20 protein-coding genes are annotated in these 25,009 nt (G+C 51.8%); 2 read left to right on the plus strand and 18 right to left on the minus strand.

The genetic code is table 11. From position 1 onward, the window contains the following. Nucleotides 1-178 precede the first annotated feature (178 nt). Complete coding sequence (locus RGB73_RS19760; RefSeq protein WP_310764463.1) at nt 179-838, plus strand: response regulator transcription factor; 660 nt, start codon at nt 179-181, stop codon at nt 836-838. Between the two features lie 138 nt (nt 839-976). On the opposite strand, the gene RGB73_RS19765 is transcribed toward RGB73_RS19760, so the two are convergent. From RGB73_RS19765 to RGB73_RS19795, 7 genes are all read right to left on the minus strand, one after another. After that, the gene (locus RGB73_RS19765; RefSeq protein WP_310764464.1) at nt 977-2,452 is read right to left on the minus strand and encodes a hypothetical protein; all 1,476 of its coding nucleotides are present in this window, start codon (nt 2,450-2,452) and stop codon (nt 977-979) included. 424 nt (nt 2,453-2,876) lie between these two features. Continuing rightward, entirely contained in the window at nt 2,877-3,809 is a 933-nt protein-coding gene (locus RGB73_RS19770) for a manganese-dependent inorganic pyrophosphatase (RefSeq protein WP_310764465.1), read from the minus strand. 186 nt (nt 3,810-3,995) lie between these two features. Further along, a complete protein-coding gene (locus RGB73_RS19775) occupies nt 3,996-4,535 on the minus strand; it encodes a GNAT family N-acetyltransferase (protein WP_310764466.1) in 540 nt (179 codons plus the stop codon). 100 nt (nt 4,536-4,635) lie between these two features. Beyond that, the gene (locus tag RGB73_RS19780; RefSeq protein WP_310764467.1) at nt 4,636-4,833 is read right to left on the minus strand and encodes a CLC_0170 family protein; all 198 of its coding nucleotides are present in this window, start codon (nt 4,831-4,833) and stop codon (nt 4,636-4,638) included. Between the two features lie 33 nt (nt 4,834-4,866). After that, on the minus strand, nt 4,867-6,102 hold the full coding sequence (locus RGB73_RS19785; protein ID WP_310764468.1) for a Ger(x)C family spore germination protein: 1,236 nt from the start codon (nt 6,100-6,102) through the stop codon (nt 4,867-4,869). Continuing rightward, a complete protein-coding gene (locus tag RGB73_RS19790) occupies nt 6,074-7,195 on the minus strand; it encodes a GerAB/ArcD/ProY family transporter (protein WP_310764469.1) in 1,122 nt (373 codons plus the stop codon). The genes RGB73_RS19785 and RGB73_RS19790 overlap by 29 nt, the downstream gene beginning before the upstream one ends. Beyond that, on the minus strand, nt 7,143-8,798 hold the full coding sequence (locus RGB73_RS19795; protein WP_310764470.1) for a spore germination protein: 1,656 nt from the start codon (nt 8,796-8,798) through the stop codon (nt 7,143-7,145). Before RGB73_RS19795 ends, RGB73_RS19790 begins: the two co-directional genes overlap by 53 nt. 2,014 nt (nt 8,799-10,812) lie before the next feature. On the opposite strand from RGB73_RS19795, the gene RGB73_RS19800 reads away from it, so the two are divergent. Continuing rightward, nucleotides 10,813-11,304: a hypothetical protein gene (locus tag RGB73_RS19800; RefSeq protein ID WP_310764471.1), complete on the plus strand. Its 492-nt coding sequence runs from the start codon at nt 10,813-10,815 to the stop codon at nt 11,302-11,304. A gap of 69 nt (nt 11,305-11,373) precedes the next feature. Here the strand turns inward: RGB73_RS19800 and RGB73_RS19805 are convergent, their stop codons facing one another. The 11 genes from RGB73_RS19805 to RGB73_RS19855 form a co-directional block, all read right to left on the minus strand. Then, nucleotides 11,374-11,973, minus strand: a complete 600-nt coding sequence (locus RGB73_RS19805) for a hypothetical protein (RefSeq protein WP_310764472.1) — start codon at nt 11,971-11,973, stop codon at nt 11,374-11,376. Nucleotides 11,974-12,271: 298 nt separating this feature from the next. Beyond that, nucleotides 12,272-13,960: a PQQ-dependent sugar dehydrogenase gene (locus RGB73_RS19810; RefSeq protein WP_310764473.1), complete on the minus strand. Its 1,689-nt coding sequence runs from the start codon at nt 13,958-13,960 to the stop codon at nt 12,272-12,274. 112 nt (nt 13,961-14,072) lie between these two features. Then, nucleotides 14,073-15,272, minus strand: coding sequence for an inositol-3-phosphate synthase (locus tag RGB73_RS19815; protein ID WP_310764474.1), 1,200 nt, complete (start codon nt 15,270-15,272; stop codon nt 14,073-14,075). After that, a complete protein-coding gene (locus RGB73_RS19820) occupies nt 15,273-16,613 on the minus strand; it encodes an alkaline phosphatase family protein (RefSeq protein WP_310764475.1) in 1,341 nt (446 codons plus the stop codon). A 22-nt stretch (nt 16,614-16,635) separates the two neighbouring features. Further along, nucleotides 16,636-17,511: a UbiA-like protein EboC gene (eboC, locus tag RGB73_RS19825; RefSeq protein WP_310764476.1), complete on the minus strand. Its 876-nt coding sequence runs from the start codon at nt 17,509-17,511 to the stop codon at nt 16,636-16,638. Continuing rightward, a complete protein-coding gene (locus RGB73_RS19830) occupies nt 17,508-18,338 on the minus strand; it encodes a sugar phosphate isomerase/epimerase family protein (protein WP_310764477.1) in 831 nt (276 codons plus the stop codon). Before RGB73_RS19830 ends, eboC begins: the two co-directional genes overlap by 4 nt. A 12-nt stretch (nt 18,339-18,350) precedes the next feature. Then, nucleotides 18,351-19,148, minus strand: a complete 798-nt coding sequence (locus tag RGB73_RS19835) for a TatD family hydrolase (protein ID WP_310764478.1) — start codon at nt 19,146-19,148, stop codon at nt 18,351-18,353. A 15-nt stretch (nt 19,149-19,163) separates the two neighbouring features. Next, nucleotides 19,164-20,003 (minus strand): sugar phosphate isomerase/epimerase family protein, encoded by an 840-nt coding sequence (locus RGB73_RS19840; RefSeq protein ID WP_310764479.1) that lies wholly within the window; start codon nt 20,001-20,003, stop codon nt 19,164-19,166. Nucleotides 20,004-20,363: 360 nt separating this feature from the next. Continuing rightward, a complete protein-coding gene (locus RGB73_RS19845; protein WP_310764480.1) occupies nt 20,364-21,947 on the minus strand; it encodes a Hint domain-containing protein in 1,584 nt (527 codons plus the stop codon). Then, nucleotides 21,944-22,438 carry a hypothetical protein gene (locus tag RGB73_RS19850; protein ID WP_310764481.1) on the minus strand — a complete coding sequence of 165 codons (495 nt, stop codon included), beginning with the start codon at nt 22,436-22,438 and terminating at the stop codon, nt 21,944-21,946. The genes RGB73_RS19845 and RGB73_RS19850 overlap by 4 nt, the downstream gene beginning before the upstream one ends. Continuing rightward, on the minus strand, nt 22,435-24,969 hold the full coding sequence (locus RGB73_RS19855; protein ID WP_310764482.1) for a hypothetical protein: 2,535 nt from the start codon (nt 24,967-24,969) through the stop codon (nt 22,435-22,437). Before RGB73_RS19855 ends, RGB73_RS19850 begins: the two co-directional genes overlap by 4 nt. Nucleotides 24,970-25,009: the final 40 nt, after the last annotated feature.

The raw sequence follows: 25,009 nt of genomic DNA on the forward strand, positions 1-25,009 counted from the left end.
ACTTTCGGGAAGGTCCGATGTGGAGTGTTCGAAATTTTAGAAAGTTGCTATAATGGGTTACGCGATAAAAGGTGTTCCCGGTAGTCCTGCCAAAGTGACGTTGGCATTCGGATCGTGCGGCAAGTCGCCGCCGTCCTTCCTTGCAGCATCGAGACGGAAAAGAAAGGAGTGATCCTCGTTGGACATTCTTGTCGCGGACGACCATCCCCTGTTTCGGGGTGGGGTCCGCAATCTTTTGCTTACCACGGAAGATCTGCGTGTAGTGGGTGAAGCGTCGACTGGCGAAGAAGCGATTGCTCTCGCTTCCAGTCTGCAGCCCGACCTGATTTTAATGGACATACGCATGCCTGGATGCAACGGCATTGAAGCGACCCGTCTGATCCTGGAAAAGCATCCGCACATGCAAATCCTCATCCTCACCATGTTCAAGGACGACCAATCTGTTTTTACGGCCATGCGAGCAGGAGCACGCGGGTATGTTCTGAAGGATGCGGATGAAGCTGAGCTGATCCAATCCATTCGCTTGGTAGGAAGCGGCGGGGCCGTCTTTGGCTCCAATATCGCTTCGCGGATGATTCATTATTTTTCAAATCCGACTCCCGTAGAGCCACTGCTGGATGCCAGCCTGTCCGAATTGACGAAGCGTGAACGGGAGATTCTCGAACGCATCGCGGAGGGGGACAGCAATGCCAAAATCGCATCCCGCCTTCAGTTGAGCACAAAGACTGTCGCCAACTACGTCTCGACCATTCTCAACAAGCTGCAGGTAGTTGACCGCAATGAAGCCGGACGTCTGGTGAAAAAGAGGCGGGATGGGGATCCGCTCGATTTGACATGAGCAGCCAAATCCGTATCGAAGCCCGTATGGAAGAGAAACAGCCAGTCGCCCGTTGAATTCCGACGACTGGCCTCTTTCGCTTGCAAGGTGTGGATCCCCGTCTGATGAACGGGAGACGGTCCCGAGAAAAACGCCGTCCTATGGCATGATCGGCACGATTTCGATCACGGAATCCGGAATGGCTACAAACAGACGAATGTCCTGCGTTGCTTTCTCTGTCTTAAACTTCACTTGATAGCCGTTCACCATCGAGTTGGTCAACTCTGTCTCATGCTCTACTTTTCCGTCCAAGGGGACCAGCTTATTGCCGTCCAGCAGGTAGACAAGCAATTCCGACGTCCGGACGGTTCCATTGCGGGCCCGAAGTGTCACTTCCTTCCCGTTTCGTTCCACTTTCACGGTCTTGTCATCGAACAGATCATAGCCGAGCTTGATATGCATGACATGCTTTTTCCCATTTGCCCCTTTCGCCGTAACCGTGACAATATCCAGCGGGGAATACAGGTCGAAATTCTTTTGCAGGACGAAGCTTTTCTTGTCGTTGACCGGTACCGTTGAAGTCACGCCCGCATACGACACATCGACCGATTTGATTTCGCTATCCAGCACAACGCCGTATAGATTCAGCCTCACCTGCGGGGTGGTCCCTTTCACGAAGGTGAGGTAACCGCCAGTCGAATCGACTTTAAGCAAATCGGCGTTTTTTTCATCGGTAACCGCCGTTTCCGCCGATGTCCGGGTTCTCTCCCCATTCACGCTTTCCATTACGTAATAGTTGCCGCCCTTGCTCGGCAATTTCGAAAAGACAATGCTCCCTTTGCTGTCCGCGGTCTTGGAGCCGTAATTGGAGAGGTAATTGTAGTTGCAATTCGCGCCGCCGTAGCAGACATTCTCTTGAAATAGCGTGATCGTTGCGCCTGGTGCTGCTCCTTGAACGGTGATGGTCCCCTGCCCGCCCGCAATCGTCAAATCCGTCACGGGAGCAGGAGCAGGAGTAGGTGCAGGAGTGGGTGCAGGTTTCGGATCAGGCGTTGTTTCGGCGCCGGCTGAGCCGTTCGTTCCCCCGCTTGCTGGACCACTCATCGGCTCCCCGAACGTAATCGGCTGCGAAATGATCGTATCCTCGGGCGTCTCGATTTCCAGGACGTAATATTGTCCTTCCTTCATCGTCCCGTTGTCATTCGCAAACAAATCGAAGGAAACCGTCCCTTCAAACGTTCCGACTGGATCTTTCGGATTTGGACGGAATGCAGGCGTGATCACTTTCTCTCCCTGCACGATGCCCAATAGCCAGCCGACGCCCACACGGTTGGTCCTCCAGATTCCATGGTAGTTTTCTTTGCCGAATACATCGGTAGAACGCAGGACGATGGCATTCACGACGGTTTTTTGCGAAAAGGCGATGCTCACTTGAAAATGCCCATCGCGCGTGCCATCCGGCTTGAATTCCGCGCTGCCCGTCTTGTCGAATTTCTTCTCCAGTAAGGCAAACTTCGTAATGCTAACACCTGCTGCCGATTGCGACTCTGCCGCAGCTGCAAACCCTCCAAATACGTGGATAAACATGGCGCACAGCCACACGCATGATGCTCTTTTTATCATGTTCCAGTTCATTTCTACACACACTCCCTGAGGAATCAATTTCGAATGGATTCACTATAACGGCGCGGGATTCCCAGGAACAAGGGAATCCCTTCCTTGCCGATTCGGGAAGTTTTCCAGGAGCGTTAGCCTTTGCAATAGAAGCCGACCATCTGATTGATCAAGGAAACAAAAAAGCCCCTTGTGAGCGTACAGAAACCCTATTCCTGATTCTGTCTGCTCACAAAGAGCTTAGGCCAGGCGGCACACCAATGGTTGAAAAAGCCCCCCCCTTTGGAACGTCTTAAAACGGCGGACGTGGAAGCATATATTTTGCATGTAAAAAAGCCATCCGGATTACCAGATGGCTTTTTCTTACGTTGCTTTAAACATCGAACAACCTGTAACGCACTCTGAATTGGGGGGCCTGCCGTTTTACCGTTTGGACGGGCTTCCCTTACAGACTTGCGAACGTATCCGTCAGGACAGGGACAATTTGTTTTTTGCGGGATACGACGCCTTTGAGGACGGCTTTGTTGTCCGCCAGCGTCACGTTGTACGCTTTCTCTACCGCATGGGCAGCTTTTCCGATCGCCACCGCAACTGAGTCGTTGTTCAGGATATCGGTCACGACGAAGACGAACAGATCCAGTCCTTTGTCCGATACGATCTTCGAGATGGCTGCTTCCAGTTCGACCTGGCGATTCAGCACGTCGTTCACGTCTACCGCATTCACCTGCGCGATTTCCACTTTGGCGCTCCCCATTTGGAATTCTTTCGCATCCAAAGACAGGAGCTCCGCGATGGTTTTCTCGCTCAAGTCCGCGCCAGCTTTCAGCATTTCCAGGCCGTACTGCTCCAGATTCACACCGGCGATCTCAGCCAGCTCGCGGGCAGCCGCTACGTCCTGCTCCGTGCAGGTAGGGGACTTCAACAGGAGTGTGTCGGAGATGATCGCCGACAGCATCAGCCCTGCGATGTCTTTCGGAATCTCCACGCCGTTTTCTTTGTACATTTTTTTCAGGATGGTCGTGGTGCAGCCGACTGGCTCCGCACGGAAGTACAGCGGATTGCTCGTTTCGAAGTTGGCGATGCGGTGGTGGTCGATGACTTCCACCACTTGCACTTGCTCGATGTCGTTCGCGCTTTGCTGGCGCTCGTTGTGGTCGACGAGGATGACTTCGTTTACTTCGTTTGCTACCGTCTCGACCTGGCGTGGCGCTGCTACCTTGAAGTAGTCCAGCACGAACTGTGTCTCGCTGCTCACTACTCCGAGGCGTACCGGCTCCACGTTCGCGCCCAGCTTCGTTTTCAGATCCGCGTAAACCAGGGCCGAGCAGATGGAATCCGTGTCAGGATTTTTATGACCGAAAATGAGCTTTTTTTCCATGATCCATACTCCTTAGTCTTGTTTTGGCGAACAAATTATACCATAGGGCGGGCGATATTCCCAAGTAACATTATAGGTTCAAACGCCTTGATTGGAAATAAAGAATAGCCTTTCGGGAAACAAATTATTTCGCCGGCGCGTGCATATAAAAAAGGCCTCGGATTTCTCCGAAGGCCTCAGACAGCCTCACTGTTTCCAATGCAAAACTTCGTCCGGATTCGCAACCTCCCTGCCGTAATAGCGCTTCGCTCGGAAGTTGTGGATTTCCTCGCACGCTTTCGCCATTTTATCCAGGATCTCTTCTTGCGGCACATCCGTTTCCGGGCTCCAGTAGTAGACGATCATTTCGTACGGATCTCCGTTTTCGTCTTCCCTGCGGTACAAGATCCGGTCCGCTTTTTTGAATCCGTTTTTCATGTAAAACCGTGCCCTTCGGACGGTGTCCTCATCTTCCTGATCGACCGGCTCCACTTCAAGCAAGATGGTTTTGCCTTTTTTCTTCAGTTTTTCCATGACTTTCGTGCCGATGCCTTTCCCCCTCGTATCCGGGTGAATCAACAGGTAATCGATGAACAGAAAGGTCGGAAACTCGGCGTACAGCAGCAAGTAGTCTTCGGTTTCTTCCTTGTGGTACACATCTTTGTCCTCGATCAGGGCTTGAAACTGACCGAGGTCTTTCATCTCGTGCTCCGGAAAGTAATCCTGCAACCGCTCGTACCAATCCATGGATGCTTCCCCCTTCAGGCAGACTGTCCCGCTCTCGAGTTAGCTTCTCCCAGCAGGAGCCCTTCCACTCATTCCCGATCCCGGCAGCATGGGCTCTTCTTCACATCACCCACACCCAGACAAAGAGCAAGGCTCCCAAAACGAGATTGAACCAGCCAAGAAACAGCGTCGTTTTCCCTTCCTTCGGCATCTCCATGATGATGTATTTTTTTACGTCCATGCGAAGCAGAAACGCCCCCGTGAGCAGGAGCAAAGGAATCACATAGGTGGAAGAGCCGGTGCTCCCTCCTGTAATCATCAGCAGAAGCCTCCAATCGCGCTTTTTGAACCTCTATCTGGCTTTCATTCCTACCCGTCTGATCTCGATGTCCACCGTGAGATCCACCGTCACTTTTTTGTACATTTCCTGCCACTGCTTTTTGGTTTTCACTTTCTGATTCCAAAAACGGGGTTCTTTTCCGCGGACGTACTCGCCAAACCCGAAAATATCTGCCCCCTTTTCTTGCGTCTGCTTGATCAGCCCCTTGTAAAACTTCACGGCAGCCTTTTCGTCCTGGCGCTCTATTTTTTCAATGAGCTCTGGCGTGATTACGAGCGTTTTTTCGTTGCTTTTCTCCTCCAAATTGACCTCGATAAAAGAATGGACACGGAAATGGGGAAGGCCGTCCCTGATCTCCACCTCGGTCTGGGAATGGCGGTAGGTCGCATACAGATCGACGACGTTTGGTGTGTCATCCACGCGAACAAAGCTGCGGTACCCCGCCGGGTTCATCCCTTTGACTCCCATATAGGCGGCGATTTCAAACGGTTTGGTCACTCCCACCATCTTGTCATCCCGAAAATACGCCATTCCTTCGATTTCTACATTTTGAGCCGGCATGATGCTGATGTACGGCAGGAAGGCTTCCTTTCCCTTTTTGGAAGAATCGCTCCAAAACATCCCGACGTAATCGGAGGGAAATTTGCCCATCCGGACGGCCTCGTCCAACGTTGCCATCAGGTACATCGTCGGCACGCGCTCGAGCTTCGGCGCTGCTTTCATCAACTGGGAGGCTTTTCCCTTCGAGATCATCATCCAGGCCATGCGCCGGACTTCTGGATTGCGGCGAAGGTAATCGTTCAGATTTTGCAGCCCTCGCTTTGCCATTTCCTCGGACACGATGATGACCCGCAGATGGCCGAAAAAGAGCCGTCCGGAAATTTGCTGCTGCAAATTCATCAGGGCATCGTCGATGGAATGGCCCACCACTTCAATGACCCAGACCGTGTTTTGCCCGCCTCCGCCCGTCTGCCCGCCTGACTCTCCCGGCCCGAGCGGAATTCTCCCGGGCAGCCCGATCTGCGCCGCCACGCGAATCATTTCTTTATTCGGCACAGGGTACTTCCCGCGCAGATGCGAAACCTCCCGCTCTTTCTTTTCCGCTCCCTTCTCCGCTACATCCACGGATATTCCCAGGACGACTGCCCGCTCTTCGATTTCCAGACGGTCCCAGCAACCCGCGAGAAACGGGAGAGCGAACGCGATGGCCATAACCAGCTTAGCTTGGCTTATCCATTGTTTTTTCATCACTGCGATCCTCTCTTTTCCCGCGAATGACAGCAACGATTAGCAAAATGGCCGGATATACAATGGTGATGAAGAGGCCAAGTCGGCTGATGACCTCGATGATGTCGTACATTTGCATGATGTTTTGAGGGATCATCGCCACGATGAAGACAAACGGCAGAAGAAAAAAGGAAAACATTCTGTGATCACGCAATCGGAACAGCTTGCTGATCGAATGAAGAGTCAAATAATAGCTGGAAAACAGTGTCGTAAAAACTGCCGTCACCCAGACTGCCAAAAACGCCGCATCCATCCGCTCCAAAATATTGGCCGGCAGCGATGTCGCCTTTGCCAGCTCAAGTGTCGGCCAAAGCAACTTCTTGACTTCTTCCGCACCGAACAACCCGACCGTCGCCGCGACAATCGTGATGTACAGCCCGCCTGAAATGAGAATCGCCCACAGGCTTGCCGTCATCGCCCGCTGCGGATTGCGCATGGCGGGGATGACCATCGTCAATACGAAGGAGCCTTGAAACAACGCGGTTACGGTTAATATGCCTGTCATCAAATCTTTCTGTTCATTTCCCCAGAGCGGCAAAAGATTGATCGCTTCCGCGTTTTTGAGAGAGAGCGAAGCGATCACCAGGACAGGGAAGAGAAGGAACGGAAAGTAAAATTGGTGGATGTACGTAAACGTATAAATGTCATTCCGGGTGGAAATGGCAGCGAGGAACAGCATGACAATGACCGTCACTTCCACAGGGGTGGATTTGAGTACCGACGTCACGACCACTTCCCCAAACTCTCGAGCTGTCAAAGAGGTCAGCACAGCGAAAAACACAATGATGAAGAAGCTGCCGATTCTCGAGAGCCACTTTCCGATGAGGTCTTCGCTGTACAGGATGATCGTTTTTCGGGGAAACCGCTTGCCCAGTACCGTAATGATTGCAAGGCCGACTATGGCTACCATGACACCGAGCAGTGTCACGAGAGGCGCACCAGATCCCGCTGTGCGCACCGTGAAAAGCGGGAGGGGAAGCACTCCCACCCCGATAATCGTGCTAACGAGAATCGTGATTGTTTGGATCACTGTTATCTGTTGAGGCACCTTCACCCGCTATGTCCCCCTTTCCGACTTGAGAAGGGATCGTCGTATGGGCGCGATCTCCCGGGCTTTTCAGCTTCTCTTTCACTGTCTGGCCCAATCGCCTTTGGTCTTGGGGCTGTATAAAAACAGGCCTGCTTTTCAATGACCACAACGGTCCCCGCGTAAATAAGTCTTTCATCCCCTGAAAGCTTCCCGGCACGAGTGGACTGAGGTACGGCACACCAAACGATTTCAACGATAAAAGGTGATTCACAATCAGAATCAGGCCCACCACGATGCCGTAGAGACCGAATATGCCGGCCATGACGATCAGCGGAAAGCGGAGAAGCCTCAGCGCCAGAGCGGCATTGTACGATGGCGTGGCAAACGACCCGATCGTCGTGAGTGCGATGATGACGACCGTGATCGGACTGGCAAAGCCGGCTGCAACGGCCGCCTGCCCGATTACGAGCACTCCTACGATCGACAGAGCCCCGCCCACTTGCTGCGGCAGCCGGATGGTCGCCTCCCGCAGTACCTCCATGGAGGTCTCGATGACCAGCACCTCGATGACAGCGGGAAAAGGAACGCCCGCTCTCCCCCCTGCCACGGCTACAGCAAACTCGGTAGGAATCAGTTCGGGATTAAACGAAATGACTCCGACGTACAGGGATGGAAATACCAGGGAAAACATCAGTGCGATCAACCGCGCCAGCCGAATGGCGCTCATAAGAAGGAATCGCTCCGTGTAGTCTTCGACTGCTTGGTAAAACTGGTTGAACACCGTCGGAACCACCAGCGCCAACGGCGAACCGTCGACGAAGATGGCGACGCGGCCCTCCAGCAAATTGGCCGCCACTTTATCCGGTCGTTCCGTGTACTGGACTTGGGGAAAAGGAGAGATGTGGTTGTCTTCGATGAACTGCTCCAAATACCCCGAGTCGAGAATCGCGTCGATCTCGATCATCGACAGCCGATCCATGACTTCTTCCACCAGCTCGGTATTGGTGACGCCTTGCATAAAGCAAATCGCTACCTTCGATCTCGTCTTTCGCCCGATTTCCATCGTCCTGACCTGAAAATCCGGCGTTTGCAGCCGGTAACGGAGCAGGGCGATATTCGTCCCCAACAGTTCGATAAAACCCTCGCGAGGGCCGCGGATAACCTGTTCTGTCGCCGGTTGATCGATCGCTCTCTTTTCGATATTGCGCGTCCCGATGAGAAACGCTTCATTCAGCCCCTCGATGACGACCACGGTCTGGCCGCGCAAAAGCCCCTCCATCAATTTGTACAGCCGAGCCTCCAGCTTCCCTTCGCTGTGGTAGAGAGTTTCATTGATGAGGACGTCCTTCAACTGCTCGGGGTCGAGAGCGCCTTCCCCAACCAGACCTTCCACATCCTTCCTCATTAGTGGTTTTAAAATATCGGTATTGAGAACACTTTGTTCAATCATGTTGGAAAAATAAAACATGACCGCTGCATGAGTGCCAAACACGTGGAAGCGCCGCATGGAAAAATCCGCGTTTTCCCCGAAAACGTGCCGGATCTGCTCGATCGTTTCCTCCAGATTTCCCGTCAGATCCTGGTCGTACTTCTCCTGTATCGTAGGATCGGTCGTTGTCACGGTCATTTGTCTTACCTTCTGGCTGCTGAACCACTTGGAAAATGGCATGTTCCCACCGCCGATTCTAGACTTCTCTATGGAGCCGCTCGTTTTCCATCAGCTTTGACAGAACGACTGCTGTTTAAACGAGGAGCTCGTGCGTGTGAGATACCGTACGGGAAAAACACTCGCGAAATTCGAAGATAGGTTTTGAAAATTGACAAGCCCCATTGGGCGTGTTTTTGGGAGGAACGGCAGCCCAAGTACCAGGAGTGCCATTTATGTTTACTTCAGCGGGACTGTTACCGTTGGCAGAAGGTTTGAGCGGTTGTTTCATCCCTTTGCTGAAGGAATTGGATGTCGTGACCGCACGCCGCTGCCTCCGGTCGACCTACACCGCGAGCCACAAAGACCAGCGACCCGCTTTACCCGCAGCTTCCCTTCACGGTCCAAAACCGACGAATTCGGACTTTGCTCCCTCCGTTTTCCATCCTCTATAATGAGCTCATACGCACTCCGATCCGGACGAGAGATGCGCGGAAAACAGAAGGAGAATCGAGTTTCGTTGGAATCGTCCCTCATGAAGAACGTGTTTTTTTGAATCTATGGATTGGTGACCATCCACACTGTCTACACCTCGGTCGCTACGTTGGAAGTTCATAATCCTGTGCGGATTGTGACTGTATCGGCAACAGCGAGTCCGTCCGCTTCCGTCAGCGAGGGTTCCTCTCGAAAGTAGGAATCGTAAACAAAAGACAAATAACGTAAAAGCACTCTACCCTTTTGTAGAGTGCTTTTCTTTTATTCAGATGGAAAAGAGGCAGCAAAAAGGGAAAATGCCGCGAACGAAAGATTGACCCAACTGACTGGTCAGCTTTCTGCGTATTTTACGTCGGAACACCAGACAGATGCGTTTCGTGCTCAAACTCTTTCGAACTGAGGGAACGCATCAACGATTTGCAGGCTCTTCTGTATCCGGACCATGATGACGAGTACAAGATCATTACTCTCTATACGCTGCATACGAACCCGAAAAACATTTTGAAGAAGCATACGGCAAACGAAATAGATAGCTTCTTCACCAAACTGAATCTCGCAATGGATCAGCTGGAACAAGTCATAGAGCCACACACGGAATATATGTTATGCGCAACTGCCTTCACGTCTTTGCTCAGGAATAGCTTTGTCATTCCGCGCTTGTCACGTCCGTTTTGCCATTTTCAGGGTGTTTCCCTCGATTGTCCCTGTTCCGTTCGCGCCTGCATATTTTTTATTCAATTGGATACCAATAAGCTTGTTAACAAAGTATGCCAATGCCTCTCCGCATTCCTGCCATCATGAAAGGAGAACTCATCGTTCATGAAACTTGCCACGCGAGTCTCTGCGTCAAAATTGCGGCAGCTCCCTACCTCGGCTCGGCCAGTCGTCGATCCGAACGACGTTCTTGTCCCTGATGGCTATCACGTAGAGGTGATTGCGGCAGGCCTTTCCTTCCCAACCGGAATGGGATTTGCCGACGACGGAACATTGTTTATTTTAGAAGGCGGCAGTACTTGGCCGACCAGGCCGGCCATCCTTCCCCGAATCCTTCAGCTGAATACGGACGGCACTCTTGAGGTCTTCGCTTCGGAAGTTTTAGGTGGGCCGCGTGGGATCACCTATCATGACGGATACATATACATCACCATCAAAGATGGATATTACGCAAGCGTAGTACGGTACGATGTAAAAACGAAACAGCGTCAGGTTCTATTTGACCGAATCCCAAGCGGCGGCTGGCACGAGCCTGGAGGACCTGTCATTGGCCCCCACGATGGCCTCCTTTATTTTGCCAGCGGATCTGTCTCCCAAAATGGAGTCTGCCTTCCGTCCGGATTTACCGTAGATCTGGCCAAGCATCCCGATGCTCATGATGTACCCGGACAGGATGTTACCTTGACGGGAAACAATGTATGGACACGGAATCCGCTCATGCCTTTTCCCAGTGAACGCCGTTTCCCCCCTACTCATCGAAATAGACGAGGAATCATGGACGTATCAATTGGACCAAGTAGCGAACTGGTTAGGAAACGTAGCCGTGGCGCAATCTGCGTTTCGGCAATTTCTCGAGGACACACTGGACAAAATTGATGAACCCAACATCCGGTATGTCCTATCCAAAATGGCGACAGCAGCGCAAGATCATGAGTCGAGGGTTCAGGATATTTACCATGTCATCGGGCGAGACCCATCCGATATAAACTTGATGATGGGAGAAATGATGGCGAAAGTGAATGAGACTCTTGCTTTTTTTCAGGGTTTATATGGCGGTGCCGTAGGTCCTTGGAGAGATATTCAGCGTTTGTTGATGATCAACCTGAACTCCCAAGGCGCCTTTGCTGTAGTCGAGCAGCTGGGTCTCGCTCTTGGACTCCATGAGATTGAGGAAATTACTTTTCCCATCATTCATGAAAAACAAACCGAGCACATTGTCTTGCAGGAATACATGTTGGAGATGGCACCCGTAGCCATCCTCTACAAAAAGGATATCTAAGCGCAAAAGCTGAGACTCCCATTCCCTTGGGTCTCAGCTTTTCCGGTTCCTGGATAAAGTCAGTGACAATCAATCACCTGATTCGAATCCAAAATAGCCGATTGATCTTTTAATTCTTCCAACCAGAAACATCCCGATTTCCACCCAGAAGAGGCAGTATAATAGAGCGCTTGCGTATACGAGCAAGAACTGTCGGAGGCTCCAAGCGGACGCCATTTCAGGTCCCAATACAGGAATTCCGACCAAAAAAGTCAGTACAGCAATCCCTCCAAGTAATAAAAGGGCATTGAATGCTGCCATAAGTATTCTTCTCCTGCAATACAGGAAGGCCATCCCCAAACCAATGCCCAAAACACCAGTTGTTCCGGCGAATATAGGAATTTCTGTCGGTTGAATCAAAAGGAGAAGCAAGTTTGTGAGCAAGAACGCTTTTCCCCCCATAAAGGGTGAATGGATCGTGCAAATGAGAATCGGCGCGGTTGATAACATGCTGAGGGGATATCCAATACCCGGAAAAAATCCTCCGGCTGATTGAAGCAAGGCAGCCAACACACTCATTAAAGCTGTTAACACAAGTCTCCCGGTTTTCTGTCTGCCGTCAACCACTTTACCAATCAACAACGCATCTGGCGCGATGGGAGCAAAACAGTAATGGATAATGTTCCTCATCAAAATCACCTATCCCAAACATCGTTTTGAGATAAATCGGTTGGTTCACCGTGCGAAAGCTATCTTCGTTTCCCGGAGCCAATGTTCCCGCCCTAATACCAACCATTGCGGTAAACAAAGGTGGGAAACGAATACGTCCCTGTCCCCATTCTAACCACCAGAATTATTCCTATACCCCAACAGAAATTGCTTGCTTATGGTCATAGAGTGAGTGCCCACAGTGGGTTTTTGAAAGGATTTCAGTTGAGGAAGAAGTCCGCCCATGTAAAAAAGCACCTTTGCAGGTGCTTTTTGTTTTTTATGCCCTGCTGATCCGCCACAGCGCGCCGCTCTCAGAATATGGGATCGCCGTAGTAGCTGCCGCACTAAGTTTTCCAAAGTCCAATACATAGAGACTTTCCCCATCCGGCGAAAAACGAACCGCTATGGGGCGTTCTGGTCCATCTTTGTCCATTCCCGGTTTCAGATTGATCAAAAAGTCACGGACTTGGCCAGTAAACGGATTAGCCCGCACTACACGGTATCCTACCGGTTTCTGATTCCCCGTCGTTATTGGAGGAGCACTGCCAAATTGGGCAAAAAACATTTCGCCGACACATCCAAATGCTCCATCCATACAGAAATCAAATTTCTGGGTTGCTGAGTGGGGTTTGAAACGAATGTATGGCTGCTGGGCAAGCTCGGGATGAACAGCGAGCAAAAATTGCGGCTGTGCCTGGCCTGGCGGTTTAAAATAGGGGAGTGTCACCGGCAAACCACTGGCGAAATCAGGCCAGCCATACCAACCGGGGATGACCTCATATAGAGCGTCCCAATCCCCTTCAATCGGGCGGCTTCCGCGGAAATCAAAGCCGTGATTGGTGGCGAACAATCTGCCATCCGGTGAGAACCCGAGCCCGAAAATATTGCGGAAACCGTCAGCCACGATTTCAAGCTCACTGCCATCCGGGTTTGCCCGATAAATCACTCCGTTCGCCATTCGCCTTCCTTTGACCACCTCCCTCGGGTGTCCGGGGGTTCCGAACGGTCGGAAAGCTCCGGTAACCACTTTCTCTTCCGGATTGATCTTATTCAAAGGATTTTCGCTGGGAAAGTTTTGCCCCACCAAATGCAGATCGCGGGCCGGTATATCGTGATCTTTGGGACGCAGGCCCAGCCAGCCGTAATAGGCATTATCAACCCCGACTACACCGGAGTTGGTCGTGGTACCGACGGCAAAATACATTTTTCCATCGGGTCCAAATGCCAGCTCAGAAGTAAAATGATCACTGCCGCCCCTCAGACCATCAATCAGGATTTCTTTTTCTCCCCTACCGTTCACTCGGTATACCTTGCCATTAGCGCTTCCCGTTACTATATATAGCCCGCCTTCAAACCACGCCATACCGGTAAGCGGTCCTTCAAACCCGGATACGAATTCCTCCATACTTCCATCCCTGCACACACGAAATACCCTTGCTTCCGCATACGCCGGTCCGTAACTGTATCCCGCTTCCGCAATATACATATCTCCACAATCATCAAATACCAATGATGTCGGAAAAGTAAGTCCACATATGACTTGCTCCAGTCTGTATCCCGGTTCAAGCCAATAATCGGCATGAGGCGCAAAATCCAAGCTCTCCTCTACCGATTTTCCAAATCGCCTCTTGATATCGGACAACAATTCAATCTGTATTCGTTTTAGATTTACCAGCATTTCAGCCGCAGGCAGCAAGTCGGGGGAGGCATGAAAGAAATAGGGATAAGATTCATAAACGAGTACTAATTCCTTTTCCCTGTCCTCAAGCTCCTGCAGCAGAGAAGCAATATTGTCATGATAAGCTATGACCTCCTCGGAAACCACCGGGGGCGCAAGCGAAATCGAATGAAAAAGTAGATCCATGCTTTCACGCTGCTTGTTTTGGATCCTTGCCAGCTTGTTTGCATATTCCATTGTATGGTGGCTCAACGCACGAAGCAGCTGATCATACAGCCTTTGATTCACTGCCTCCCAAACCGCTGCTCGGACTACCAGTTTACCGGGCATGGAAGTCAATATTCTTCACCTCCGCTGTCTGTAAGATATCTGACGTGCACGACACTACCCGTAATGATTCTTACCTGTCACCCTCCGCGTTTACTTTCCATTCTTTTGCAAATTCCCTCAGTTTTTGATACTGTTCATCCAATGCATACAGGTCAGCCTTGTACGGCGATTTGAAAAAGAGCGACAAGTGGGTCATTGCCCCCGAAAGTCCGGCCCGCAATGCTTGCTCCATAAATACGGCCAGATCGACGACGAGCGGAGCAGCCAGTACGGAATCGATTCCCTGCCAGTTTACCTTCATGCTCATCCGCTCGCCCAGCCAGCCTTCAAAATCAATCGAATCCCACGCCTCTTTGCGATCCCCGCGTACCGGGAAATAATCGATTCGAACTTTATGGTCAAAGTCATCATATCCAAGCACTCGTTCCAAACCTGTCGTTTTTGAACTGATTTTAGCCGCCGCATGCCCCGGATCTTCCAACACGGCCCCATCTGTATTCCCCAACAGGTTGGTGCTGTACCAGCCGATCACTTTCAGCCCGCGTTGGCGAAACATGTTTCCCAGCACATGTTTGTATAACGTTTGTCCGGTACGCCCGTCTTTTCCCGCGATCGGCACACCCTGTTGTGCGGCAAGCACCTGGAGGGCAGGAATTTCGGCGGTCGTACTCGGCGTAAAATTCACGTAGGCGGCTTTTTCTTGCAGGGCGGCATAAGCATACAGCATACCGGGGCGAATGTGAGCAGAATTCTCCGCCAGCGCCTGCTCGAACAGGGAAAGCTTTTCGTATGCCGGCACCGGTTTTACATCTTCCTCCGTAGCGGATAGATTGATCACGATCACCCGATCCAGGTTGTTTCGCAGCTTGAATTCGACGATTTGCTGTTGTAAGCGGGACAAGGCATCAAGAAGGAAACCCGCACCTTCCTCATCAACTTGATAGACCGTCCGTATATGGCCGCTGAGGTTTGCCATCGGTGCAGGCCAAATTGGTATCTGCTCCAATTCATCCATCACTGAGTCAAGCACCTCTTTGGGCACAATCCCGTGCTGCTCGGTATTCTCCGCCAGCCCGCCCCGTTTGATATCCCAACCGCCAAACACCAGTTGATCGATGGAGATCAGGTCCAGGCATTCAAACTCCGGCTGGGACGAGATCACTCCCCGAAGTGGGACAAGCCCCTTTTTTACGGCCAAAAGTCCAGCGATGGTCGTCGTGGCAACCGCACCAAGAGCTCCAACAAACAGTACTCCCGCTCTCCGCTCCATTTACACGCCTCCTTCTTGACGGCAAAGCCGCAGGAGTAAATCATGGATCTCCGTCGCATGCACTGTTTGCGGGAGTTCCATTTCGCGATCGCTTACGACCAGTGACACTTCGTCGTTCTCTCCTCGAACCGGCAGCCCGTGCGATCCTCGGATTCTATCCGGTTCTAGCGGAATGCGCAAAGTTTTGGGATCAACAAAAAGTTCAACAGGATCGTAGCCGGGCTTACGGTGAATATCCACCGTATGGGCAAATTCGGGAGCATGCTCGTGATTCAGCCACCAGTAGTAGACAAACCAACTGTCGGGCTCTGCCAATACGATCAGTTCGCCTGACCTGTCGTGATCGATCGCATTTTGCTTCTTCTCTTCTTCGCCCCATACTTCCGCGACGCCCGGCAGCTCTGCCAGCAGCCGTTTTACTTCCGGAATATCGGCGGGGTCCGATACATAGACATGAGCCACCTGATGGTCGGCCAGAGCAAAGGCTTTCGACATCTCGAAATCAAGAAAATCCATATTGTCAATCCGCTTGACTGCCACATACCCATGCTGGTTCAAGATCTGATTGATGTACACGGGCCGGTTGACCGATTGAAAGGCGTATTCCGACAGCAGCACCAGACGTGTGTCTTCCCATAATCCGAGCAACTTCAAATCATCCACAAATTTGCCGATGAGCTGGTCGATTTCTTTGATCGAGTTTCGAGCTGCCTCACTGTCGGGACCGAATCTTTGCGCGTTGTAATCCAGATTGGGCAAATAAGCAAGCGTCAGTTGCGGCCTGAATTGCTCTACGATGTGCAAGGCTGCCTGCATGATCCATTCGCTGGAGCGGATAGAAGCAAGCGGCCCCCAGAATGTTCGCAGATCGAAGTCGCCAAGCTTTTTTCGCAGCTTCTGGTACAAATTCCTCGGCTTGGAATCACACCATTGAATCATTCGATTTTCCAGATGAATCGGACCGGGTGTCACCACGTAATCGGCCGTGCTCAATTTGCTGAACTGCCAAAACAACACGGCGGTCGTTGCTTGGGGATCCTGCTTCTTCAATTTTTCCCATAGTTTTTCACCCTGTATCGGCACCATCGTTTGGTTCCACATCGTGATTTCCTTGTAGTCCCTGTCAGGAAGGCCATTGCAAATGATCCCGTGTTCGTTCGGGGGTTTTCCGGTCAAATAGGTTGCTTGCACAGTTCCGGTGACCGCTGGAAATACCGGTCGTATTTTCGCGTGCTGCCCTTCCGCGATGATTTTCTGGATATGCGGAGTACATTCGGGATCGCGAAGATGCTTTGGTTGGAGGCTGATCATATCCAGCACTACGACGTGTTTTTTTCTCACAGGCGACCATCCCCTTTATGTGCTAAGTCATACTGAAGAAACGTTTGAAAACCAGACTGATCCCCATAAAAACGGCAACAGACAACCAAGCGGTTCCCCCGCCATAGGAGGCTGCGATTGCGGCATCCAATAAAGGCAGTCCCACAAGGCATCCCCCTACTGCACGCCGAATGTTCGCCGCATTTGGTTCCCGCAGGGAGGGGAGAATCGCCCGAATCGTCCAAATCAGATAGCCGATCACTGCGAGGACTTTTTCAAAGAGATGACCACCGTCGATCAAAAGCAGGAGCACGGCGCCTATCAGGATGGCCAAAACCATTGCCCTTGCCCGACGGGGATGCAGCCCGCTCCCAACCTCACCCTTTGCCATGGCGGTTACCGTGCTGATGTAGACAAACCCGATGAGGGAAATCCAGAAAACCTGGTGCAAGCTGTCTGCAACCAGGCTGACTCCCAACAGCAGATTCAATCCCCGGCAAATTCCCATCGCAATCGGTCCCAAGATCTCATGGGGTTTGAAACAAAAATCGTACAGGATAACGAACAGAGCGATGGCGCAGGCCAAAACTGCGCTTACCCCATTTACCAGAGCCGCAAGCACAATCCCCCAGACTCCCAAAATGACGCCAAGCGTCAGTGCGGACTGTCGGGTAATGCGCCCGGAAGGCAGCGGTCGTTCGGGACGTTCTGCCTGATCCAATTCAAAATCCGCATAGTCGTTCATGATGATTCCCATCGCGTACAGGAAGGCGCTGGAAAAAAGCAGGCAGATGAGCTTCGCAGCTGAAAAATCTCCCCCGCTCCCGTAGGCAATCCATGCACCGGCGGTAATATCGGCCATGGCGGTAAACAGATTGGGAAAGCGGATCAGCTCCAGATAGTCTCGCAGCTTTTTCATAACTCATCCAGGATCCTCTGAACGTACCGGAAAGCCTTGGTCGCAGCAGCGGCAGCCTGATCTTCGTAGGGATAAAGTTCAATGGTGATGAACCCCTCGTAGCCGGTGCACTTGATCGTTTTTACTACATGGGGGATGTCAATGGCGCCCATTCCCGGTATCAAATGATGGTGCACACGATCCGCGGCTATATCCTCCAAATGATAGTGTTTGGTGTAGGGCAACAGCTTGTCGACCAGCCGAGCCGGGTCTTCTCCTACGCAATAAAAGTGTCCGATATCAAAGTTTAAGGCGATTGATCCCGAGGGAACTGCCCGCTTGAAGGCTAGGAACTGGTCGGAGGTTTCGATCAGAAGATCCGGCTCCGGCTCGACCAGAATCGTCACCCCAGCGGTTTCCGCATGATCGGCCAATTCTTCCATCGCCTCGATGAAAACGCGATTGGCCCAATCCCTCTCCACACCCAGCAGAGGTCCTCCCGGTTCGGTCGAGAGCGTCTTTGCACCCAGCTTCACAGCCATATCGATGCAATTGTGCGTGTGCTCGATTCGCTTGCGCCGTTCTGTAAGATCGGCTTCAACGAACGAGGGGTGCCAGCAATCCCGAATGCCATACAGCATAAATGCGTTGAGATTGGATATCGCTAGATTCCTTTCTTTCAGCTTTTCCTTGATCGCGCTGATTTTTTCATCCGATGTATCCGGTGGAAACGCATGCGGGATATCGAGCAGAATCTCAACTCCCTGATAGCCGATATCGGCCAGCGTATCGATCGTTTGAAAGATGTCATACCGTTTGAATGCATTGCTGCTGAACCCAAGCTTCATTGCGTAGCCCCCTTACGCATTCACGTGCAGCTTGCCGGATTGGCTATAAAAACGTATCGGGTTATCCCATACCAACCTCTCGATGATCTCGTCTGCAAATGCCTTTTTCCGCATTTCCAGAGCCGTTTTCACCACGCTCAGGGGATTGGAGGGACCCCAGTCTGCTGCCGTATTGATCATCATTCGTTCCGTGCCGTACCGATCAAATATCTCGATTGCCTGCTCGGGAGATACCTTGGTCGGGTAGATGGTCATCGCACTCCACCCCCCATATTCAACGGAAAGGTCAATGGTATCCAGGTTATTGTGGTCAATTACCACCTGATCCGGATCGAGACCTACCTCTTTCAGCAGCTTAATCGTCCGTTCCGTCCCTGCACGCTTGTTCTGATGCGGGGTGTGAACCATGACGAGCATATCCATGTCTTTTGCCAGCAGAAGCTGCCTTTTCATCACTTCTTCTTCCGCATCGGTAATACGGTCAAATCCCACTTCTCCGATAGCCAGACAGCGGTCCCGCTTTAGATAATCGGGCAGTCCGTCGATAACTTGATGGGCAATCTCCAGATTGTTTGCTTCCTTTGGATTCATTGCCAGGCAGCAGTAATGTTGAATTCCATACTGTTCTGCCCGTTTTGGCTCAAACGAGAGCACGTGCTCAAAGTAGTCAAAATAGGTTTCCGGAAAGCGCCGTTCGCTCCCCAACCAGAAAGAAGGCTCGACGACAACGCGCACTCCTGCCAGGCTCATGCGTTCGTAATCATCTGTCGTCCTGGAGTAACAGTGAATATGCGGATCAAATATTTTCATTGAGCTCTCCCCTCCCTATTGGAAAAACGGTTGTAAATATGATAGGGACTGCTTGGCGGCATGCACTGGATCGTTTGCGTATGTATAAAGTTCAATGGTCACGAAACCCTGGTACTCAATGTCTCGAAGTTCATTTGCGATCTTGAGGAAATCGATGGTCCCCTCGCCCGGAATCAGGTGATAGTGTTTTCGCTGGTCAATGTCTTCCAGATGGATGTTCCATATGCGTTTGCCAAACCGCTGGATGATTTCTCCCGTCTCCTCCCCGATGACTACGGAGTGCCCGAGATCCAGATTCACGCCTAATCGATCAGAGCCCATCACTTCGATCAGGTGAAGCAGTTCTTCCGCATTTTCAATCAACAATCCAGGTTCATACTCTACCCCGACATTGATTCCCGATTTTTCGGCATGCTCCAAGATTTCTTTTAAAGATTCCTGCAAATAGTGCAGTGCCTGTCGCGGCGGATTCCCCGGCAGGCACGAACCGCTTGTGATGCTGATATTGCCTGCACCCAGCTCTGCAGCCAGCTCCATGCATTGCTTGGTGTAATGGATTCGTTTTTTCCTGGTTTCGCGATTGGAATTACAGAGGGAGGGTTCAAAGGTAGGCTCACCGGTAGGATCGGAAAAAAATCCGCCAGCCGTATTGGCGTTGATATTGGAGATCGACAGTTTGTTCCATTGGAGGAGATGCTTGCACTCTTGTACCCATTCGGCACGAGGATTGGGCGGAAATGCATGGGGGACATCGGCCAGTATCTCGACGCCCGAATAGCCTGCATTCCCGATTTCAATGATCGCCTGTTTCAACGAGGTTCTCGTAAAGGCATTTGTACTAAAGGCTAATTTCACATCGTCCCTCCTTCTTAAAATGACCCATTCAATACCCCTAAAAAGTATATTTTGCGAATCCTTCCTTATTCCCTAAATAAATGGGCCGGTTTGTCCATCATGTAAGCAGTTGTTCGGTCTGTCTCGCTGCCTTCACCTTTCTTGTCATCGTTCTTAGGTACCCTTCGGCCATGAAAAACAGCCCTCTCGTCGAAAGAGGGCTCATTCTCACCCGGTTTGCATCCGCTCTGTCAGAAAGCGATGATGCTGTGCGGGATCACTCCACGGTCCCGGAATATAGTAAGGTCACTTCCGGGTCACGATCCTTCTACAGGCATGCATTCACAAGGATGTAGCAGCTCCCCTCTTTGACGTGAACGCTCACATGGGATCCGCAAGGGAGCGATGGAGCACTTGCTGGACGAAGTTCCCCATGCCCGCCTTAAGCAGCGGCATGATTGGATCCAGTCTCTCGCGGATCAAGGCCCGTTCGGCAGAGCTTAGCTTGGCAAAGGCGCGGACGAAACTGTCTTCCGTTATGTTCGGATAGTTCACCGCTACACAAAACCCGTGGGCATGATACCCTACGTTGTCGTGATGAAGATGGACCGAGAATATTGGTTCGCTGGCATCTCCGACGGTTCGCGTGATTTCCTTGATTTCAATCTCCTTGTACCGAAACGGCTCAGTCGAGTCAACCTGATACAGGATGTCACCGGCTTGCAATCTCGTAATGTTCAGATTCGGGTTGATCCGTCTGGCTGCAGCAGGCGAAATTGCCTTCCACCCCTCCTTTGTGAGGAATGGGTGCGATGCATTGAAGAAAGGAGGATAATCGTTGATTCCGTACAACAGCTCGTTCTGCTCCAAATCCCAGATGACGCTTTGGCTGCTGCGGCGGACAACGACGCCGTCGCGTCCATAGAGAGCATCGCCTTCCGCGACTTGTTCTATCGGCTTACTCGTTCCATCCGCGAGCAGAACGGGCGTCCCTTTTGTGAAACAGCACCCGCTTCCCCCTCCTCCACTGTGAACATCTTCAACATTTTGCGGGAGGGCGCCGGTAATAAATTCATAGTGGGAGCTATGCAGCCAGTCCGCAACCGGAATTCCATACGTATACTGACTCGGGACCTGAGTTGTTGTGCAATGAGCGGCCATCCCGCCCCCGCAGCCAAGCGTTTCCGTTCGGGTACCCGTCACTTTTGATTGATTAATCGCAGACTGAACCTCGCCCATGAACGTTTGCTCGCTGTACTTGCTCGCAAGCATATATTCATAGATCGTCCAGGGACTATGCGCACTTTTCGTTTGCAGAAGCTCGTCCCAGTACTTGGTTACACGCTCTGATTCACCGGGAGCCAGACGATGCACTTTATAGAAGAGCAGGTAGAGCTTCTGGTAAAATCCATTCGGATCCGCATCGAAGGTCAGCACCTCCTTGGCGGCGAATACCGGGTCGGTGAGGCGGGCAGCGAGTCGCTGCCCCCATAGGTCGGGCTTGTCGTCCAAGTACCTTTGGAAAGACACCCCGTTCATCGAGCAATACGCAGGAAAAAGCGCTTCATAATTGGCTCGCGCCAGCGCGACGAAGGCATCCGAGTCGGGCTGAAGCGTTTGAGCGATGACGGCCTTTGCCTTGTTTCCATCAACAGTTCGTGCGAAGCCGTGCTGAGAAGTATGTGCGAGGGCAAGTGCAACTAAAGCAGACGCCGTTTTGCCGATCCATCCATCTGTATCGCGGGCCTGAACCGGTGGTGCTCCTGCATGGCTGAAAAACGTGTTGTGTACTGCCGGATGCGCCTTGAGCTGTGCGGTGAAGCAGGCGCCTGTTTGTTTCCGCACCTCATGATCATCCATCGCGATAAGCAGGTTGATGTCGTCTTGTTCCGGATATTCGAGAGCGTCCGACGTAATCGCTGATCCTGCCTTCATTACGGATAGAAAGCGGGCGCTGACACTCATGGCAAATCCCCCTTGCTTTGCAAGATATAAGACATGGCTGCCTTTTGTAGCCGCCAGTCGATTCCTTCACCGGTTTCGACGCTTCCAGTCCAAGCATAAGGCTTGTCTCCTGTTGGATCGGCGCAGGTCGAGGAGACTGTACCGGTAAAACTCCTGCCATCGGCATCGATAACGGCTTGCGCCATCAGATACATACCGGCATTGGCCGCACAGGTGATTTCCGAAATGGCCGTCAGGTCAAGCGAGACGATTAGCTTGTCACCGGGCTCCATCGTCAGGGCTGCATACAAGCGATAATCCTCATTGTTCAAGCGAATCATCGGCACTGGAGCCGCAGATTCCGGCGGCCAGGAAAAGCCAATTTCAAGCGGAAGCCCCGCATTCCACTTACTGGAAATTCCACGACCGGTGGAGATCCGGGTATGATAAACGGCGGTAATCGGTGCGACTGCCAGTATGGCGAGTGTTTCAGGTATCGGATCAGGTCTCATGGGTTAGCCGGGGACAGCCTGGCTACCTCAATGTGAAACGAAGCCGCCTTCGTCTGGATCGCAGGGAGGCTGTCAACGAACGGGATGCCTACATCATTCATAAAGTCGTCGACCGGGTTGTCCGGTTCCTCGAAGAAGTTGGCGAGGACGCTCAAAACCATGCCGGCGATGGCGAGCACAGCTCCGGCGATCGGCAGGAAGCTGGTGGTGACGAACAGGTCCACCACCAGACAGACAGCTGCCAGGAAGTTGGCTGCAAAAATAAGCGAGTCAAATACGATGGTCGACACCGAACCCTTCTTCTTGATATCATCGATCAATTGCCAGAGTGACCAGCCTGCCATGGCTGCTGCAATCACAGCTCCCAGCGCTTTGACGGATTGGGTTAAATATTTGTTGTTGAAGAACTCCGCAAACATCGAGCCCTTTCCAACAGCACCAGCTTCAGCGCCTTCCGCTGCGGCGATCACCTCCTCCATTTGCTGGCACGCCGCATTCACAAAACCGCCGTCCGCTTCGCTCACCACATCTCCGATTTCCCCGATGGAAGTCTGCTGCTCCTGTGAGAAAAATTTGTCGAGGAGCTTGTTATAGGTAGCCATTGTCAAGCTCTTCGTGCCATTGTAGAGGACAGGAACCGCATCGAAGGCTTGGACTACCGTTTGAGTGCACTGGGTAATGAATTCGGCTTTTTCTACATCGCTCATTTTGTCCCAGCTCCCTTTCACAAGAGCGGTAATGATTGACGCGATGCCTCCAATCCATGCGACCACAAGGAAAAGCTTCGATGCTTTGACGAGCTTTGGATATTTCTGTGCGATTTGCTGGAAGCCTTCCTCCATCTGTTCGACTTCCTTAAACAGAGTGGTGGCAATGACGGACTGCAGCAGATCAGCGAGCGAGCTGGCAATTTCATTCTGATGCTTGATATACTCCTCATACATCTCCTTGGCTTCCTCTTTTGAAATGTCCACCTCATCCGGAAGCTCGCCATCGGCCAGCCTTCGCAACAATTCCTGCATCGCCGTCGGCAGCCATTGCATAATCGTTTCCTTCTTGCTATGCGACGTCTGGGGAACGAGCTTCACCACTACGCCGGTCATTACTGCTTTGTAATAATTCCGGGCGAGCTCAGCAGACGGCTGAAGCGCGGTGAGCAGGCAGGCAAAATTGTTCAGTGGAGCTAATGCGTTTGGATCGCCCGCAGCCCCGCTGATCCGATTTACCATGAGGACAAATTGCGGAGAATTTGTAAGGACGTCGTACAGCTCCTTCGCCCATTTTTCGCCCCCATCCTGAATATAAGCTCGCAGACGCGGCTTGGCTCCTATATAAGCGTCCACAAATATGCCCTGATGCTGGATGTTGAAATCCTTGGATTGGGCAAGCCCTTCCTTCAGGAAGACGTCCAGCTTCTTAGCCTGTGCATCGTCAAGTCGATGGGAAGGTTTGTTCGCTCCATCGTATTGCTGGAACGATTTCGTGAGGTATGCTTTCGCAAACTGGGATTGATACCAGTGGAGGCTTTGCTTGACCAGCTCTTGCTGGTTCGGCTCCGAGATTACGGGAGGCTTCTGGCCGAAAAACTTGCTTAGCCATTCCCGCTGTGTGCCGTCCTGCCCCATCGCCCATTTCATATTGCGCATCAGCATGGAATTGCTGTCGTCATTAACTGATTGGTCCGGTAAAATCGTCATCAGTTCATTGATCGTCAGTTCCTCGGGCTGCGCAAGGACGTCTTCCGCGGCAATCGGTTCGAGCGAATGATGGGCGAAAAGCACGTTGTGCTGCACAGGCGAGGCCTTCCAGAATCGGACTGTGGTCTCCTTGAGCGATTCCGTATCCCTGCACAGCGCCTCAATGGTGCCAACACCTTCGGGGACGGGCGTATACATGTCGAATGCAATGCTTGCAGTCTTGTATAGCTGGTCAGCGAGTGAGCAAGCTTCATCATCCAGATTGATAGAAAGCACAGTCCTGCTTTCGTGATCAATTTTCCACGTCGTTTGATCGGTAATATCTTCTCCGCCCAGAAGGACCTTCGGAGCAGGGAGCGTGTCGCCCATTCCGAGTTGATAGGAAATGGTCAGTTCCAGACCTTCCTGCCAATCGTCGGCTGGCAAGGTGGAAGGCGAGGTTGCGGGCGGGTAGCTGCGCTTTGTGATCGTCGTTTTGTAGGTAACTGGTTTCACAACGGTTCCGAAGATATCGTGCTTGACCGCATCCTCATGCGTCGTTCCCTGGTACACGATGCCGTGAATTCTTTGTCCGCCGTCATGGATGTACAGGTGACCGCTTGAGTATCGTCCCTCTGATTGTTGAACCCACGTGATATGGTCTTCCGTAAATTTGGCAACATGAATAGGAGTTCGCCCGACAATGAGTGCGCCACGATCAAGGACAACCGTTTGCATAGACTCAATGGGGACAAACCCCTCGTCTGTCTGATAAGTCAGAATATGATAGCTGGCTCGAAGCTGTCCGGTGAATCGAGGGTTGCGTCGTTGATAAGTGAGGCGACGGATTTTCATCGGAACGATTCCTCCTATTTGTTCGAATTTCATTTTTTTG

Origin of the sequence: Brevibacillus brevis, from assembly GCF_031583145.1 — a bacterium.
GTDB lineage: Bacteria > Bacillota > Bacilli > Brevibacillales > Brevibacillaceae > Brevibacillus > Brevibacillus brevis_E.